The 15571-nt window shown below is 68.3% G+C and carries 13 protein-coding genes and 1 pseudogene; 7 read left to right on the top strand and 7 right to left on the bottom strand.

All coding sequences use genetic code 11. The features are described from left to right. Positions 1 to 81: 81 nt before the first annotated feature. The 3 genes from IG69_RS0112790 to IG69_RS0112780 are packed head-to-tail and all read left to right on the top strand — an operon-like array spanning position 82 to position 3649. Positions 82 to 1230, top strand: coding sequence for a glycosyltransferase family protein (locus IG69_RS0112790; RefSeq protein ID WP_051750527.1), 1149 nt, complete (start codon positions 82 to 84; stop codon positions 1228 to 1230). Next, positions 1227 to 2267, top strand: coding sequence for a glycosyltransferase family protein (locus IG69_RS22155; RefSeq protein WP_157577556.1), 1041 nt, complete (start codon positions 1227 to 1229; stop codon positions 2265 to 2267). The genes IG69_RS0112790 and IG69_RS22155 overlap by 4 nt, the downstream gene beginning before the upstream one ends. Beyond that, positions 2264 to 3649, top strand: a complete 1386-nt coding sequence (locus IG69_RS0112780; RefSeq protein ID WP_157577554.1) for a glycosyltransferase — start codon at positions 2264 to 2266, stop codon at positions 3647 to 3649. The genes IG69_RS22155 and IG69_RS0112780 overlap by 4 nt, the downstream gene beginning before the upstream one ends. Here the strand turns inward: IG69_RS0112780 and IG69_RS0112775 are convergent. Next, positions 3646 to 4272 carry a hypothetical protein gene (locus IG69_RS0112775; protein ID WP_030528564.1) on the bottom strand — a complete coding sequence of 209 codons (627 nt, stop codon included), beginning with the start codon at positions 4270 to 4272 and terminating at the stop codon, positions 3646 to 3648. The two genes, IG69_RS0112780 and IG69_RS0112775, sit on opposite strands and share 4 nt — an antisense overlap. Positions 4273 to 4613: 341 nt before the next feature. Here IG69_RS0112775 and IG69_RS0112770 point away from each other — a divergent pair, with 341 nt between their 5' ends. Continuing rightward, entirely contained in the window at positions 4614 to 4820 is a 207-nt protein-coding gene (locus IG69_RS0112770) for a hypothetical protein (RefSeq protein ID WP_157577552.1), read from the top strand. Between the two features lie 49 nt (positions 4821 to 4869). On the opposite strand, the gene IG69_RS23140 is transcribed toward IG69_RS0112770, so the two are convergent. Next, on the bottom strand, positions 4870 to 5277 hold the full coding sequence (locus IG69_RS23140; protein ID WP_211251003.1) for a phosphotransferase: 408 nt from the start codon (positions 5275 to 5277) through the stop codon (positions 4870 to 4872). Positions 5278 to 5317: 40 nt separating this feature from the next. Then, positions 5318 to 5722 (bottom strand): annotated as a pseudogene (locus tag IG69_RS23295) (phosphotransferase family protein); the annotation flags it as partial. A 107-nt stretch (positions 5723 to 5829) separates the two neighbouring features. Here IG69_RS23295 and IG69_RS0112760 point away from each other — a divergent pair. After that, positions 5830 to 6579 carry a class I SAM-dependent methyltransferase gene (locus tag IG69_RS0112760; protein ID WP_030528562.1) on the top strand — a complete coding sequence of 250 codons (750 nt, stop codon included), beginning with the start codon at positions 5830 to 5832 and terminating at the stop codon, positions 6577 to 6579. Between the two features lie 76 nt (positions 6580 to 6655). Here the strand turns inward: IG69_RS0112760 and IG69_RS0112755 are convergent, their stop codons facing one another. Together IG69_RS0112755 and IG69_RS21655 are read right to left on the bottom strand one after the other, a co-directional pair. Further along, positions 6656 to 6979: a hypothetical protein gene (locus IG69_RS0112755; RefSeq protein ID WP_030528561.1), complete on the bottom strand. Its 324-nt coding sequence runs from the start codon at positions 6977 to 6979 to the stop codon at positions 6656 to 6658. A 639-nt stretch (positions 6980 to 7618) separates the two neighbouring features. Then, entirely contained in the window at positions 7619 to 8305 is a 687-nt protein-coding gene (locus IG69_RS21655) for an L-threonylcarbamoyladenylate synthase (protein ID WP_084696788.1), read from the bottom strand. Between the two features lie 60 nt (positions 8306 to 8365). Between IG69_RS21655 and IG69_RS0112750 the strand changes: the two genes are divergently transcribed. Next, complete coding sequence (locus IG69_RS0112750; protein ID WP_030528560.1) at positions 8366 to 9106, top strand: Sua5/YciO/YrdC/YwlC family protein; 741 nt, start codon at positions 8366 to 8368, stop codon at positions 9104 to 9106. Continuing rightward, a complete protein-coding gene (locus IG69_RS22150) occupies positions 9107 to 9781 on the top strand; it encodes a hypothetical protein (RefSeq protein ID WP_157577550.1) in 675 nt (224 codons plus the stop codon). 225 nt (positions 9782 to 10006) lie between these two features. Here IG69_RS22150 and IG69_RS0112745 read toward each other — a convergent pair whose 3' ends face one another. Continuing rightward, a complete protein-coding gene (locus IG69_RS0112745) occupies positions 10007 to 12223 on the bottom strand; it encodes a KAP family P-loop NTPase fold protein (protein ID WP_030528559.1) in 2217 nt (738 codons plus the stop codon). Beyond that, the gene (locus IG69_RS0112740) at positions 12220 to 15570 is read right to left on the bottom strand and encodes a DEAD/DEAH box helicase family protein (RefSeq protein ID WP_030528558.1); all 3351 of its coding nucleotides are present in this window, start codon (positions 15568 to 15570) and stop codon (positions 12220 to 12222) included. The genes IG69_RS0112745 and IG69_RS0112740 overlap by 4 nt, the downstream gene beginning before the upstream one ends. Between the last annotated feature and the right edge of the window lies 1 nt (position 15571).

Below are 15571 nucleotides of genomic sequence, written 5' to 3'. Positions count from 1 at the left end.
ATGCGTGGCCTGCGCTGCCGGTGGGTAGAGCCGGTGGGATACCGACCCGCGGGGCAGCCGCCCCGTCCCACCATCCCGGGAGTGACGTCCGTGCCCCTCGCTGTCCCGCCTGCTGCCGCCCCCCGCGTGCTCGTCGACCAGCCGGGACGGGTCCGCACGGTGGCGGTGGTGCCCGGTGCGCACGCGTACTCCCGGACGGTCATGCCCGTCGAGGCCGGCTTCGCCGCGCTGCCGGACCCCCATCCCGACCTGGACGGTGAGGTGGCCGGGGCTCGCTGGTGGCCGCCGCGGATGCTCACCCCCGAGTGGGTCGCGCGCTCCGACTTCGACCTCATGCACGTCCACTTCGGGGTGGAGCAGGTGCCGCTGTCCACCCTCGAGCAGACGGTCCGCGCCCTGCGGGAGACGGGGCGACCGCTCGTACAGACCGTCCACGACCTGGAGAACCCCCACCTGCACGAGCAGGCCGGCCACGAGGAGCGGCTCTCCCTCCTGGTCGAGGCCGCCGACACGGTGCTGACGCTGACCCCCGGGGCCGCGGCCGAGATCGAGCGACGTTGGGCCCGACCGGCCGTCGTCGTGCCGCACCCGCACCTCGTCCCGCTGACCACGATGCGGGCAGTGCGTGTCTCGCGGGCGGCCGCACCTGTGACGCGCCCGGTCGTCGGGACGACGCTGAAGGACCTGCGGGCCGGCACTGACGCTCTCGGCCTGCTCCCTGCCCTCCGTCACCTGGCCCGGGCGATGCCCGAGGCCGACGTCGGCGTGTGGCTGCACGAGCGGACCTGGAACGCACCGCCGGACGACCGGGCCCGTCAGGTGTGCCGCGCCCTAGCCGAGGCCGCTGCCGACGGCGTCCGGCTCGTCGTCCACCCGCCCATGGACGACGACACCCTCTGGTCGCACCTGGCGTCGCTCGACGTCGCCGTCCTGCCCTACCGGCACGGGACGCACTCGGGCTGGCTGGAGGCGTGCCACGACCTCGGGACGAGCGTGGTCGCGCCGGACGTCGGGCACCTCGTCGACCAGGGGCCGGAGGGCGTCTATCGGTGGCGCCCGGGCGGCGCCGACGAGGCGTCGCTGCTCGCCGCCGTCGGGGGTGCCCTGAGGACGCGCGCCGCAGGTCTTCCGGGTGCCGATGCCGACGCCCGCGCGCGGCAGGTCACCGAGGTGCGCGACGTGCACGCGCAGGTGTACGCCGCGCTCCTCGCCCGGGGGTCCGCAGGATGAGCGAGGCGATGGCCCCGCAGGTCGACGACCTGCCGGTGCACTGGCTCCCGGGTCCCGACCGGCACGGGGTCACCCTGCTGGCCCGCCAGGTGGCCGACGCGGCCGGCGCCCCGGTCGTCCGGGGCCACGAGGTGCCCGCCCGGCTCCACGGCCGCCCGGTCCATCTCCATTTCTCCACCGGCCTGTTCGGCTCCCCGGAGGCGGCCCGGGACGTCGTGGACGCGTGGGCGGCCGGGACCCGGCTGAGCCTCACCCTGCACGACGTCCCGCAGCCGGCCGAGGGGTCGCGATGGGGGCGGCGGGCGGCGGTCTACTCGCACCTGGTGGCGCGCTCGTCCGCATGGGCGGTCAACAGCCGCTGGGAGGCGACCCTCGCCGCGGCGGCCCTGCCGGAGGCGCCCCGCGGCCCTGAGGTCATCCCGCTCCCCATCGTGCTCGAGCCCCGGGCGACCGGTCCGACGCGAGCCGTGGGCGCAGGCTGGGCCGTCCTGCCGGCCGACGCACCGCGGGCCCGGGACGGGTGGATCGGCGTGCTCGGCTGGGTCTACCCCGACAAGGGTCACGAGGAGGCCATCGAGCTCGCGGCGGCCCTGCACTCGACCGGCCGCGCCCTCGGTGTCGCCGCCCTCGGGGGTGTGGTCGCCGGCCACGACGAGCTCGCGGACGATCTGGCGCGCCTCGCCGACCGCCTCGGGGTGGCGTGGCACGTCACCGGGTACCTCGACGACGACGCCCTGGTCCGGGCGATGCACGAGACCACGGTGCCGGTGGCCGCCCACCGGCATCCGTCGGCGTCCGGATCGGTCAACAGCTGGGTCGCCGCGGGCCGGCGACCCCTCCTGCGGGAGAACCCCTCCACCATCGAGCTCGACGAGCTCCGTCCGGGCGCCCACCTCGTCCGTCCTCTCGACGCCTGGCCCGCCAAGGTCGCCCTGGCCATGGACGACCCGGCGCGGACCTGGCTGCCCCGCGACTACCGGCCGCCCCACACGCTGGAGGACGTGGTGCACGCCTACCGGTCCTGGTGGGCGCGGTGAGCCCGCAACCCCCCTGGGGCGCAGCCGTACCGGGCAACCGCTGGGACCTCGTCGAGGGGCAGGACGCCCCGGTCCGCAGCGTCGGTGTCGTGGTGCTCCACTACCGCCAGCAGCGCGAGCTCGACCGCACCCTCCATGCGCTCGCGCGCCAGGACTACCCCGCGGACGCGGTCGAGGTGGTCGTCACCGACGACGGCAGCGACCCGCCCCCGAGCGTCCCCGACGGCGTGCGTCTGGTGACCCAGGAGGACCGCGGCTTCCGGGCGGCCGCCGCCCGCAACGCCGGCGCTCGGTCGACCCGGGCCGACGTGCTCGTCTTCCTCGACGCCGACTCCACCCCCGAGCCGTCGTTCCTCCGTGCCGTCACCCGGCTCCCGCGGCTGCTGCCGGAGGCCGTCGTCGTCGGTCGGCGACGGCACGCCGACCTCGCGACCGTCCCGGTGGAGGCGCCCGTCGAGACCAGCGGGCCCGCGCACGAGCTGGCCGAGCCGGCGTGGCTGCGGGAGGCGTACTCCGGCTCGGCCGACCTGCTCCACGCGGACGCACTGTCGTTCCGTCACGTGATCTCGGCGGCCGTGGCGTGCAGCCGTTGGTGGTTCGACCACGTCGGTGGCTTCGACGAGGGGTTCACCACCTACGGCGGCGAGGACTGGGAGTGGGCCGCGCGCGCGTGGGAGGCCGGAGGCCTGCTCGCCCACGCCCACGACGCGACCGTCTGGCACGACGGCCCCGACGCGGGCGAGGAGCCCCGGGACTGGGGACGCGAGGACGCCGCTCACACGAAGGACCTCGAGTCACTCGCCGTCGCCAGGCGCGTCGGCGTCCCCGGGGTCACCACGCGCGCCCTCGACCTGGGGGCGGACGACGTGGTCGTGACGGTGTCACCCGGCTTCGACCTCGCCGCCCTCGTCATCACGCTCGACCCCCTCCTCCAGGCCGCCCCGACCGCACGACTGCTCCTCGACGATGCCCACGCCGCGCTGCTGCAGCACGAGCGTCGGGTGCGTCCTCGACCCGACGGGGACGCGGACGGCGTCCCCGACGTGGCGCTGCTGGACGCGGCCGGGCGCTACCGGCGCCACGTCCACGTCCACGCGCCCGCCCACGCCTCCCCCGCCACCTGGCACCGGCTGCTGTCCGACGTGGACCGCGCCGGTGCCCCCGGACAGGTCACCGTCGAGCACGACGGCCGGCCCCTCCTCGAGGTCCGGTCGTTGCGCGCGCTGCGCCGGGCCGCGCTGTGGGATCGTCCGGACCTCGTTGACACACAGCGCCTTTCCGCTTCCGCGACAGACGTCGCACCGACCGGTTCCGGCGTGGCGGGTCGTCTGCTCAAGGCCGGGCTCGCAGGACCCGAGGGACCGGGTCGGTCGCGCGGTTAGAACGCGTAGGAGAACCGCTCGAGGTCCGCGGCGTGGGCGGTCTGCACGAGAGCTCGGCTGCGGGCGTCGTACGCCCGCCAGTAGGCCCGCTCGCGGTCGGTGACGTTGGTGGCCGCAACCGTGAGCTCGAGGCCGAGGAGGCTGCGGAGGTCCTCCTCGAGGTGCTCCATCCGCAGCACGACGTCGGCCTCGTCGACGTGGCCGCGGTTGACGCGCCGCTCGCCGGGGCCGTCGACGGCCAGCGCCAGCCACTGGTCGAACTCGAGCGTCACGGCATCCACGATCCGCCCGACCGCGCCGGGGGTGGCGTACACCCAGGAGTCCGGCCGCCGCAGCTCGTGCACCCAGCGCCGGCGGGTGCGTTCGTACTCCGCGACGTAGAAGTCGAACGGGTTGCGGGTCGTGGTGACCACGCGCAGCCCGTGGTCCGGCGCCAGGAACCCGGCACCGACGAGCTGGGCCGCGGTCGCGTGCTTGACGTCGATGCCCTCGACCCGCACTGCGTCGGCGGCAGGTACCTCGACGACGCCGCCCTGCGCGAACAGGGCCTCGCGCAGGGCCGTGCTGGCCGTGCCGGGTGCGGCCGTGAACAGCAGCCCCCGCCCCGCGTCGAGCAGCGCCATCAGCGGACCCCGTCGACGACGAGGAGCATGGCGCAGGAGGCAGGTGTCATGGGTCGAGTCTCGGCGACGGCACCGTCACGTCGCGTGATCGGTGCATGGGGATCGGGACCACGCAGGACGCCGAGGACCGACGTCGTGGGGCCGAGCCTCCACGTGTGCGTCGACCGGTCGGGAGGGCACGAGCGCCCGACGCCGGCCGGCTCTGGCTAAGGTGCGACGGCAGGGCCCGAGGGAAGGTGCGACACGTGGAGATGTCGTAGCTGGACGAGCTGGCGGCCGGCCTCGCGGGGGTGCGGGCCACCCGGTCGGAGGGCCGGACCCACTGGCGGTACGACGGCAGGTTGGTCGCCCGTCAGCTCGACGACTCCCACGTCGTGCTCCGGGCGGACCTCGACTACCGGGACCAGATCGTCACGCAGTTCCCCGCGACGTTCAGCATCCCGCCCCGCTTCGCCACGCACATGATGTTCGTGTCGGACCTCGCCAACGGTGATGCGGGTGCCATCGAGGACGCGCTCGAGGCTGCGTGGCGGCTCCAGCAACGGTGATCGCACGCCGGATGTGGCGTCAATGACCCATGGCCCCGACCGGGCCGCGTCACCCGGCGTTCGCGTACCTGTCGATCACCTCGAGGCATCGCCGGACCTGGACGGCGCCGGCGGGGTTCCTCCAGCCCAGCTTCTCCAGCGCCCAGTCGACGGCGAAGGCCGGAACCAGCCCCGCTGCCGCCGATGTCGGATCCGCGACCCGTGCGTAACCGCGGCACAGCACCTCCGACCAGTCGTGCCACGGGTCGCCGGCGGAGACCTCCCACCGCGCGAGGTCGAAGGCCGGTGGCGCCGGCCCGGCGAACTCCCAGTCGATGACGCCGACGATCCTGCGGTCGTCGACCACGAGGTTCGTGGGCATGAAGTCCCCGTGCGCCAAGGGCAGTGGGCCGAGAGCGCGGTGCGCCACCCGGCGTGCGAGCTCGACGCCCCGTTCGACGATCGCGACCCCGGGCATCGCCGACCTCCCGCCCCACGGTGACCAGCGCCCGCGCCGTCGCGGCGTCGTCCGGAGGGCGGAGCTCGTGACGGGCCCCACCCGCTGGGGCCAGCGTGTGGATCCGCGCGAGGAGCTCGCCCGCGTCGGCCGTCAACCGCTCGAGGTCGCGGGTCGGCAGCTCGGCGCCCCGCGTGTCCAGGGACCGGCCGGGGATGAGCTCGAGCACGCAGAAGGACAGCACGCCCGTCTCGTCCTCGACGTGCTGCACCCCCAGCGGCGTCGGCGCCGGAACACCCGCTGCGCGCGCCTGCTCCATCAGGAGTGGCTCGTCGGTGATCCACGGCACCGGGTGCCTGGCCACCCGCACGACCACCTCGCTCCCGCTGGACAGCTCGGCGAGGTAGGTCTCGTTCATGCCCCCACCGGTCAGGCCGACCAACCGGTCGACGGCTCGTCCGCACACCCGCCGCACGGCCGCATCGATCGACGAACGAGCCGTGGTCACCACCGAGCCATCCTCCCGGATCCCCCGACCACCGCGCGCCGGGATATCTGGGAGGGTGTGGTGCCGTGCGCACGTTCGACGAGCTGGTGGCCGAGGCCGAGGCGGCCGACGTCACCGGATGGGGCTTCGGATGGCTGCAGGGCCGGGCCGTCGAGGAGCGCCCTCCGTGGGGTTTCGCCCGCCTCCTCGCGGAGCGGCTCGCGACGGTCGATCGCGCGCTGGACCTCAACACCGGAGGCGGCGAGGTCGTCGACGAGGCACCGGCGCTTCCCGCGACGATGGTGATCACCGAGTCCTGGCCGCCGAACGTCGAGCGGGCGCGGGAGACGTTGGGACCGCGCGGCGTCCGGGTCGTCCAGACGACGGACGGGGCACCGCTGCCGTTCCCGGACCGGTCCTTCGACCTGGTCACGGCCCGCCACCCGGTCCGGCCCGACTGGCCGGAGATCCACCGGGTGTTGCGGCCGAACGGGCTCTACCTCGCCCAGCACGTCGGCCCGGCCTCCGCGTTCGAGCTGATCGAGCACCTGCTCGGGCCGCTCCCCGAGCAACGCCGGGGACGCGACCCCCGTCGCGAGGCGAGCGATGCCGAGGCCGCCGGGCTGACCGTCGAGACCCTCCGGACGGCCCGGTGCCGGATGGAGTTCCACGACATCGGCGCCGTCGTCTGGATCCTGCGCAAGTGCGTCTGGTGGGTCCCCGACTTCGGCGTCGACCGGTACGAGCGTCAGTTGCGCGAGCTCGATGCGGGGATGCGCGCCGGTCGCCCCTTCGTGGCCCACTCCACCCGCCACCTGATCGCCGCGAGGCGTTAGGCGCCACGACTGAGGGCGGGCAGCAGTCTCCGGCCAGCGCTGCGCTGCAACCAGTTCACGGTCCGACGTCCCGGGCTCATCGCGGGGACTCGTGGCCGTCGTCGCGATGAAGGGCAGCGTGGACCACGACGCCCACCGCGGCCCCGAGGAAGGCCATCGCAGTCAGGTAGGCGACCAACCCCATGTCGCCGAACGGGGACCGGACGCAGTCCTGGCTCAGCTGCGTCACGGCTCCTCCGATGCCGGTGAACGGGCCACCGATGGGGCATGACGTCGCGAAGGAGTCGAACGTGACTGCCGCGAACACTCCGCCGACCAGGCTTCCGACCGCGGCGCCGGGAAGCCATCCGATGGCCTTGCCAAGAGCGTCCCAGTTCATGACAGAGATCAGTACGCCCACCCGGCGAGGCGATGCAAGAGGCACGGGTCGCCGGGCAGCGCGCCTTCGCTGGCTGCGGGTGGGCCCCGTCCGCCAGCGGGCGTTCGGTCTGCTCGCAGCGGATGGACGCTCGGCCGAGTCGAGTGAGTAGAACACGCTGTCTGCGGGGGGCCGCGGACGGCGTGTTCTGTTCATTCGTCAGGGTGGCGACAGGGCCGACCCGCGCCACTGCTCAGCCCCACGCATCTCTCTTACGAAGAGCGTCAAGGATCAGCCGAAGCACCTGTCAGATCTCACGCGAAACACCGTCGCGGCTCATGGCGTCGTAGCTGGGCCATCACCCCGGTTGTGACGCCATCGAAGACACCCACGCGCGCAGCGACACAGAGAGATGGAGCTGGTGGGGGAACTCGAACCCCCAACCCCCTGTCTACAAGCCAACGGGTCAACAACCCCATGCAGGCTCTGGCCTGCACAAACGACACCATCACAGGCTCGCCTGCCCGCGGCGTGCCGCCTGCGTGCCATGCGTAAGGGCACCGCTGCCCCACTTTGTTCACTCGAATGGCGCGCGAACCACACGACGAGCTCCCTTGTGACAAGCACGCCTGTGGCAACACGCTGATCTTGGGAAGCGAGTCGCGCGAGCGACCCGCGTTATCAGTTGTCGGCCCCTTCGGAAGCATCCTCGTTTGACCCTGCTGGCGTCCCGAAAGCATCGCCTGCAGCTCGTGCGGTGTCCATGATGTCATCGAGATGCAGCGCTCCCAGGCGGACCAGGTCCAAGGTTTTACCTGTGCAATCAACGAAGGTCGAGGCCTGAGCATCTGGGAGCAAGCCGCCGTCAATCGCGAGGTCGACGCTCACTCCCAGTGACTCTAGGGCGTCGGAAAGTGAGAAGGTTGGCCGATCGCCGACTCGATGCGCCCCGCTTACGACGATAGGGCCGGCAGCCGCAATCAACTGGCGCAGTGCGTCGTGATCGGGCACGCGAAGAGGCACCGTGTGGCCACTTGCCCCCAGATCCCATAGGAGCGAGGGAGCGGATTTCAGGACAATGGTCAGGGGCCCAGGCCAGTGACGCTCCATCAGCGAACGCGCGTACGGCGGGACCTCAGCGACCAGCCCCTGGGCCATCCGAACATCGGAAACAAGGACAACCGGGACCGTGTCAGGGGTCATCCCCCGCAATGACTTCAGCCGTTCGAGAGCGTTGGGGTTGAAGGCGTCGCAAGCCACCCCGTAAGACGAGTCTGTTGGGTGCACCAACAGCCCACCGTCTTGGACGCACTGCACAGCCAGTTGGATGTCAGGATCCGATACACGCCAGTCGACGATGCGGGTCACGCCGCTAGGTTAGTGGTAGAACCTCAGGCACGGTGACCCGTCAGGCCCTCTGGAGACCGCATGCAGCGCAACCTGACCATCTTCAAGCTCAAGTCTCGCGGCGACATGCTGCCCCCAGGCGACGTGCACCAAGTTAGAAGGACGCTGCGCGAGGGGGGACTCTGCATCGTTCCCTCCGACACGTGCTACGCGCTCGCCGGAAAGCCCACTCGAGACGGCGTTCCAGCGTTGATCAATGCGATCCTCGACAGGCACGAAGAGAAGATCTCACTCAGCTTCGCAAGCCAACTCATGATCGAGCGCTACGTGGACCTCTCATTCAGGGAGCACAGAATCCTAGACGCAGCGGATAAGGACACTCCTTTGACCCTCGTCGCGCCCATCAGCCAACAATTGAGCCCTCACGTACAGGATGCGCTGCCATCTGCGCTCTACACCCGAGGGGAACTTGGCGTGCGCCTGCCGCACAGCTGGATCGAACGACAACTCTCGGCTGAGATGGACGAGCCGATCACGAGCACGGCCATTTACTACGACGATGGTAGCCGCGTCGTAAGCATCGATGACGCCATTGCGATTGTCGTGGCGGGACTGATGCGTCTCCAGAGGGAAGAAACTCCTCTCATTGCCATTCAGCACCCCACAATTAAGGCGACCGACGTAAGCACTGTTGCTGGATTCTCTCGCGATGACGAGGGTCGCAAAGCGCTCATAGTATTCCGAGAGGGCGCGGTCGAGCGTAAGCGTGTCATTGACATAGCTGGGCGCATTTCGTCGCGCGACGTTGAGGAATGGACTTAAATGGAGAGAGCGAAGCCGCTCGCTGACCACGTCCTCAACTCGATCGTGGCAACGGATGCAGAGAAGGCTCTTGCGACGCAGCTTCTCGCTCAAACCGCCTCAACGAACGATGTTGATAACCAAAGGTCGAGAACGGAACTGGCGGAAATTTATCGGACGGTCACGCAACGCGAACAGGGCCGGGAAACCCTATTGCCTTCCGATCCAGACCTAGCCAGGCCGATTATTAGCGGCCTTGAAACTTTCGCGCAACAGGTTGGCGATCAGATTGAGAGTCAACTGAAGACTTCGCGCACCTCTCGGAACAGATGGTTGGCTTTTTCGGCAATCGCCATGGTCGTCGCGTTTGTTGTGCCGACTGCGCTGCTGCTGTCGACTAGCGACCTGACTAGCATTACGGGATCTTCCGTTGGCCTGGCGTCGCTGACTACCGCCGCGGGGACTGTGGTCGCAGTATTGGCGTTCCGGGTCTTCCAAGGGCTCGACGAGACGGGCCGACGACTTCAGGAGAAGAAGGTATCCCTAGCGTTCTTGAAAGCCGCTCTCGATCTAAGCTCTTTAGCGCCGACCGCCAGCCCGGTCCTTGACCGTAGCTTCGATATGTTTCTGCGTCACTACGAAGGTCCGCACTCACCAGTAACCGCTGCCGACATTTGGCCAAAGTTCGGCCAATAGCACATGCAAGTGGGCGGACTTGTCAGGACCCACCGGGCCAATGGAAGCGGCTTATTCGACTGAACTCGAGGGATCCAAGGGGCTACTGGGGGAATGCCAAATGGCGGCGGGTTTGGTGAGTTGACGTGGTGATCTGGTACCCACGTGCGGACGCTGATGGGCAAGGGCAGCCGCCTCGAAAGGTCAGCTATCCGATCCGGGCTGGTCACGCTCACCAGGTGTCGACTATTCGTCGGTGGTTTCTGTTTCTCGCAGGCGCCTAGCCCTCACGCGCTCAAGGCCGATAAGGGCGTACTCGATCCTCGCCTCGAGGTCGTCGGCGTCAACTCGCCGATCGAAGTAGTCATCAGAATTGTGGCGCTCGAGCAAGTCCGGACGCTCGGGGATACGGGCCAACACCGCGTCAACGCCCAGCAAGTCCTCGACCATCCCTTCGGAGAAGTCGCCCATCGAGGTCCAGCTGGCTTCGCCGTTGCTGGCTTGTCCGAGGGGGACCATCAGTCCGAGCACCTCGCGCAAGTCCCACACGCCGGAGTCGATGGCCTCCCAGAGCAACTCGCGGGTGTTTGCGGGTTTCGCGAGGTGTAGGTGGTCGTAGACGTAAGACACCAGACGAGGGTGGGATCTGGCCGGCTGAGTAGCGAAGGCCCTGATCCCATCTTCGAGCGCCGCCGCGATTGATGCCTTCGCGCCCGCTGCCCACGGGCGCGGTGTGTCCGAGTCCTTAAGCGCCATCCGCACGCAGGCGGCTGCCAGAGCGAGCCCGGCGGCGTCCGAGACGGCCATCTGCTCGACTAAGGGAGCAGCGGTCGCGCTTTCGGTGCTGTCGAGCACGTCGATAGCGAGACCGATAACACTGAAATCTGGCGAGAGCCCGAACAGACCGCTCTTCTGCTCCATCGCTGGCAGATAGACGCTGCTGAGCAGGGGCAGGGTCGTCGAAGCAGGCAACGGCGACGAAAGGTGTTCTCGGCGCAACTTACGCAAGACAGGAGCGGCGTCTTGGTTCATCCGACGGACTAGGTCGGCCAACGCCTCGCCGGACTGGCCGGCCCTCAGCTCCTCCGCTGCGGCCCTGACTGTCGCTTCGGGTAGGTCGGACTCCGGGACGCCGACTTGGACGTAACGGTCGAAGTGCTCGGAGGTACCGACACCCATCCTTTTCCTGACATCCTCTTGGTGGGAGGAGCCGGCGTACGTCGTACCCTCTCGGGCGCCGCGGATGAAGATGAAGAGGTGCGCCAGTAGCGCCTCGATCGCAGCAGGGTGTCGCGGTCCCGCGTCGGCGATCCGCTGACTCCACCGCTGCCACCGATCTTGTGGCGACTCCTGTCGCATGGCAAAGCTGAAGGCGGAGGCTTGCTCCAGAATCTCAGCGCGGTGGTTGATGACCAGTTCGAGCGTCGGACCCTCAAAGACCCGCAGGAACGTGATGGCGACGAAGTCGGAGAAGTCAACCTCTCCCGCGACATCTGGCCACGTAGCGTCGACCTGGGTGAACAGCCGCTTCACTGAACGGGGTTGGTCAAGATAGGTCGAGAGGCAGTCTTGCCAGACCTGTTGCATTCGTCGCGTGGTGCTGGCTGACAGCGTTATTTCCCTCCGGGCACAGACCTCGTCCATTGCGGCGTTCGCCAGTGCTGCCTGCTGCTCGGGCAGCATGGGCGGCATTTCCAGGCGGACCTGGATGATCTTCTCGAGGTACTGCTGCGCGCGACCTGTGCCCTTGCCCACCAGATCGGTCGCCTCGAGTAGATCCGTGAGAGTCGTCTCGTCGTAGGCGAGCAGGTAGTACACGTTTGGCAGGCGGCCGAGGAGCCGTACGAGCTTGAACGTGTAGAGGAGTTCGTCGGGCGCTAGTCGGTCAAGGTCATCGAGCACCATGAGGACTGGGTGATCGATCTTGGTCAGGCCTTCAGCTGCAGCCTCGCGGAGACGGGCCGGGCTGCGGTCGCCGGTGATGACTGCACCGACCGCTCCGATGGCGCCGGATCCGTCAACGCCAGCAACACCACCTGCCGCGCCAAGCGGCGCCGCCTTGGAGACCCACTCGCCCACGACCGCGCGCCACTCCTTTCCGAGGACATCCTCCGGGACGGCGTCACGTACGGACGCGAAGAAGCCGGCAGCCGAGCCTGCGAAATCGGAGTAGGCCCAGGGGTTATGTCGTCCGATGTACCAATCGTTCTCGGCAAGGTCCTTCTCGATCTGGCCGAGCAAACTGGACTTGCCGGATCCCCACGGACCAACCAGCCCAACAACCGCGCTCTCGGTCTCTTCCGCAAGGTCCCTGACGGCTCGCCCCAGTTGCGTTGCTAGCCTCTTTCGATTCAGGACGTCGCGATCAAGACCGTCAGCGTCGTCGGCATAGAGCGACTTCGTCTTCCGTGCGAGGGTCCTCGGTACGCGTGGGGTGACCGGGTCCTTCCGGCGGAACTTCACGCGACGTCTTCAGGTAGGACGTTGCGCTTGATGCCCTTCAACGTCTCAACGATGACCTCGACTTCCACGTCTGGAAAGACGTAGTCGGGGCCGGACGGGGCATGGTCGGTATAAGGCGACTCGAAGAGGCGCGCAGGTTCCATGACACCGTTCTTGGTCAACTCGTCGATGATGAGATTCACGAAGCGGACCTGATCGGCGGAGAACTTCGTGCCGTCCAGGTAGTTCTCGAACGCCTCGATGGCCGCGGTGCGGTCGAGGCCGACGAGTCCGCGGACGAAAATGCCTAGGCCGCCGGTCTGCTCGTTGGCCCAGACGAGGTCGACCTGCTCGCCACCGGAAGCAACCAGCATCTGCTCCAGCTCAGTGAGGTCGTTCGCGGTGAGCTGCTTGTTGCGGCGGAGGCGCTGGAGGGCGAGGTTGTCGAGGTGCTCGCGGAGGTACGCCTCGGCCTTGGCGCGGAAGCGCTCGAAGTTGGTGCCGGGGGTGACGCGAGGCAGCACCACCTCGACGCCCTCGCCGATAGTGTCCTCGAAGTCGGTGTAGATCGGGTTGCGTGACGTCTTCTCAATGAACCGCGCGAGGCCTCGGATGCGGAGTCGGGCGAGCTCCAGCATCGGCAGCGTCACGTCGATCCACCACTCGTCGCCGGCCACCGACTCCAGAAGCACCGCCTGCTCGGCGACGCTCGGGATCGTGGTCTTGCCGAGTAGCGCGGCGGCGATCTGCTGGACGGACTCGCGCAGCCTCTCGGCCAGCGCGGCATCGCCGTCGAGCTGGGCGAGCTGTCGCCGCAGTATGAGGAGGTCGAAGCGCTTGGCGTCCTCGTCGTCGTCGCGGACAGAGGACGGCAGTCCGGCGAGAGTGAGCAGCGCCTCCGAGTCCTCGGGCACGATCTGGTTCCAGGCGTCTGCGGACGCGTATTTCTCTACGGCTCGGCGGTGCGGGCGGACAACGAAGTTCTCGAAATTCATTCCGGCGACGAGCTCGTGCAGCGTCTTCACGCTGGACGAGCGCAGATCGGGTTCGTTATCGCCGAGTCTTGTGAGAAGCCCGAGCCGCGCCTCGAAGAGCCGCTGGGAGAGTGACTTCTGGGTCTGCCCCTGGGATCCGGGGAGGTCCTGGCTGAAGTACTCGAGGTTGCCGCAGAAGTCGAAGACCAGGAAGTCGTGCTTGTCTTCTCCGGGACCGAAGAGACCCGGGCAGAGGCGAGTGCCACGGCCGATCATCTGCCAGAACTTTGATTTCGATCGCACCATCTTGAAGAAGACGAGGTTGACGACCTCGGGCACGTCGATGCCGGTGTCGAGCATGTCGACGCTGATCGCGATGTGCGGCGCCTTGTCCTTGATCGAGAAGTCGTCGATCAGCGACTGGGCGTACGGCGTGCCGTGGGTGACCACGCGGGCGAAGTGGCCGGCGAGTTCGGGGTATGCGAAGTTGAACCGCTTCTCGATGAACTCGGCGTGCTTCTGTGACTTGGCGAAGATGATCGTCTTGCCCAGGCGGTCCCCGCCGGCCACCTTGTAGCCCTGCACCATCAGGGTTTCGAGGACCTTGTCCACGGTGTCCTCGTTGAAGAGGAACCGGTTGATCTCCTCGGCACCGACCTCGTCGGGCGGACCGTCCTCGCCCCAGTCGAGGGCGTCCCACTGGTCCTTCTCCTCCTCGGTGAGGTCCTCGTACTTGATGCCGGAGCGCAGGAACTGGGTGCCGACGCTGATGCCTTTCGGGGGAACGAGGTAGCCGGAGTCGACTGCGTCGTCGAGGGAGTAGTTGTCGGTGGGGACACCATCTTCGAGGTGGAACAGCCGGTAGGTGTTGTGGTCGACCTCGTCCTTGGGCGTCGCGGTGAGGCCGATGAGTAGTGAGTCGAAGTAGTCGAAGATCGCTCCGTACTTGGCGTAGACGGAGCGGTGCGCCTCGTCGACCACGATGAGGTCGAAGTAGCCCGGCCCGAAGCGGCGAGTGCCGTCGTCGATCTCGTTGATGAGGTTCATCATCGTGGGATAGGTCGAGACGTAGACGCGCCCTTCGATCGCCTTCTCGGTGACGAGATTGACCGTCGTTGATCCAGGCAGGTGTTGCTTGAACGCGTTGGCGGCCTGGTTGACCAGAGCGGTGCGGTCAGCGAGGAAGAGTACGCGCTTGACCCAGTTCGCCTTCTGCAACAGGTCGACGAGCGCGATGGTGGTGCGGGTCTTGCCCGAGCCGGTCGCCATCACGAGGAGGGCCTCGCGCTGCTTGCGGTCGAAGGCAACGCCCACTGCCTTGGTGGCCTGCACCTGGTACGGCCGGCCAGCGATGTTGGTGTTCGCCTGTGCGGACGACAACGGGAGCTTGGTCTGGCGGCGCTGGATGAGCAGCTCCAGCTCGTCGCGGGTGTAGAAGCCCTGGGTCTCGCGCGGTGGGTAACCGCCGGCGTCGTCCCAGATCCTGTGCTCGTAACCGTTGGTGTAGAAGATGACGGGTCGTCGGCCGAACTGTTTCTCCAGGCAGTCGGCGTACAGCTTGGCCTGCTGCTGACCCACTTCCGGCGACTTGGCGGTGCGCTTGGCTTCCACCACCGCCAGCGGCAGACCATCGGCGCCCCAGAGGACGTAGTCGACGAAGCCGCTCCCCCCAGCGTTGGGCATCCCCGTGACGGGGTACTCCCGGTCCCGCTCCTCATCCAACGTCCACCCGGCCTCGTGCAGCAAGACGTCGATGAACAGGTCCCGGGCGGCGGCCTCGTCGTAGTCGCGCGTGTCCGGCGCTGCTGCTGCTTGGGCGGCTGCGATCTGAGCCTTCAACTCGGCGATCTCCGCCTCGTGGCCAGCCAGCCGTTCGTCCTTCTCGGCGAGCTCGCGGGCGTGGGCCTCGTCCTGCTCCTTGAACTTCGCCGCGAGGCGGGCGACCTCCTCGCGCGACAGCGGCGCGGCTTTGGCTGCAAGAGCAGGGTCGAACTGGGCTTGTAGCGGCACCACTGTCGGCGCCGGGGAGTGATGGTAGGACGTCCACACGACGACGTTGAACAGCTCGCGCAGCACGGCCAGTGACACGTCCGGGCGGATCTGCCTGTTCTCGTGCACTGCGGTGTTGGCGATTCGCCGGATCGCCGTCAGCTTCTGCGTGATGCCCTGCGGCACTTTGGCCTTGAACGCGGCATCGTTGATCTTCGCCGCGAGGTCGTTGCGGTACGGGGGTGGTAGCGAGAGGACGTCGTAGAGATAGCCCACCAACTCCTCGACCACCCGGCGGCTGTAGAAGCACGCCGAGCGCGGGTCAGACGACAGGTACGACTCAGCCCGGGCGCAGTCGTCATGGAGTGACGGCAGCGTCTGATGAACGAAGTCGAAGTTCCCCATG

It is taken from the genome of Phycicoccus jejuensis, from assembly GCF_000720925.1.
Classification (GTDB): domain Bacteria; phylum Actinomycetota; class Actinomycetes; order Actinomycetales; family Dermatophilaceae; genus Phycicoccus; species Phycicoccus jejuensis.
Note: the sequence above shows the minus strand (reverse complement) of the source record. Positions and strands in the feature narration are given on the sequence as shown.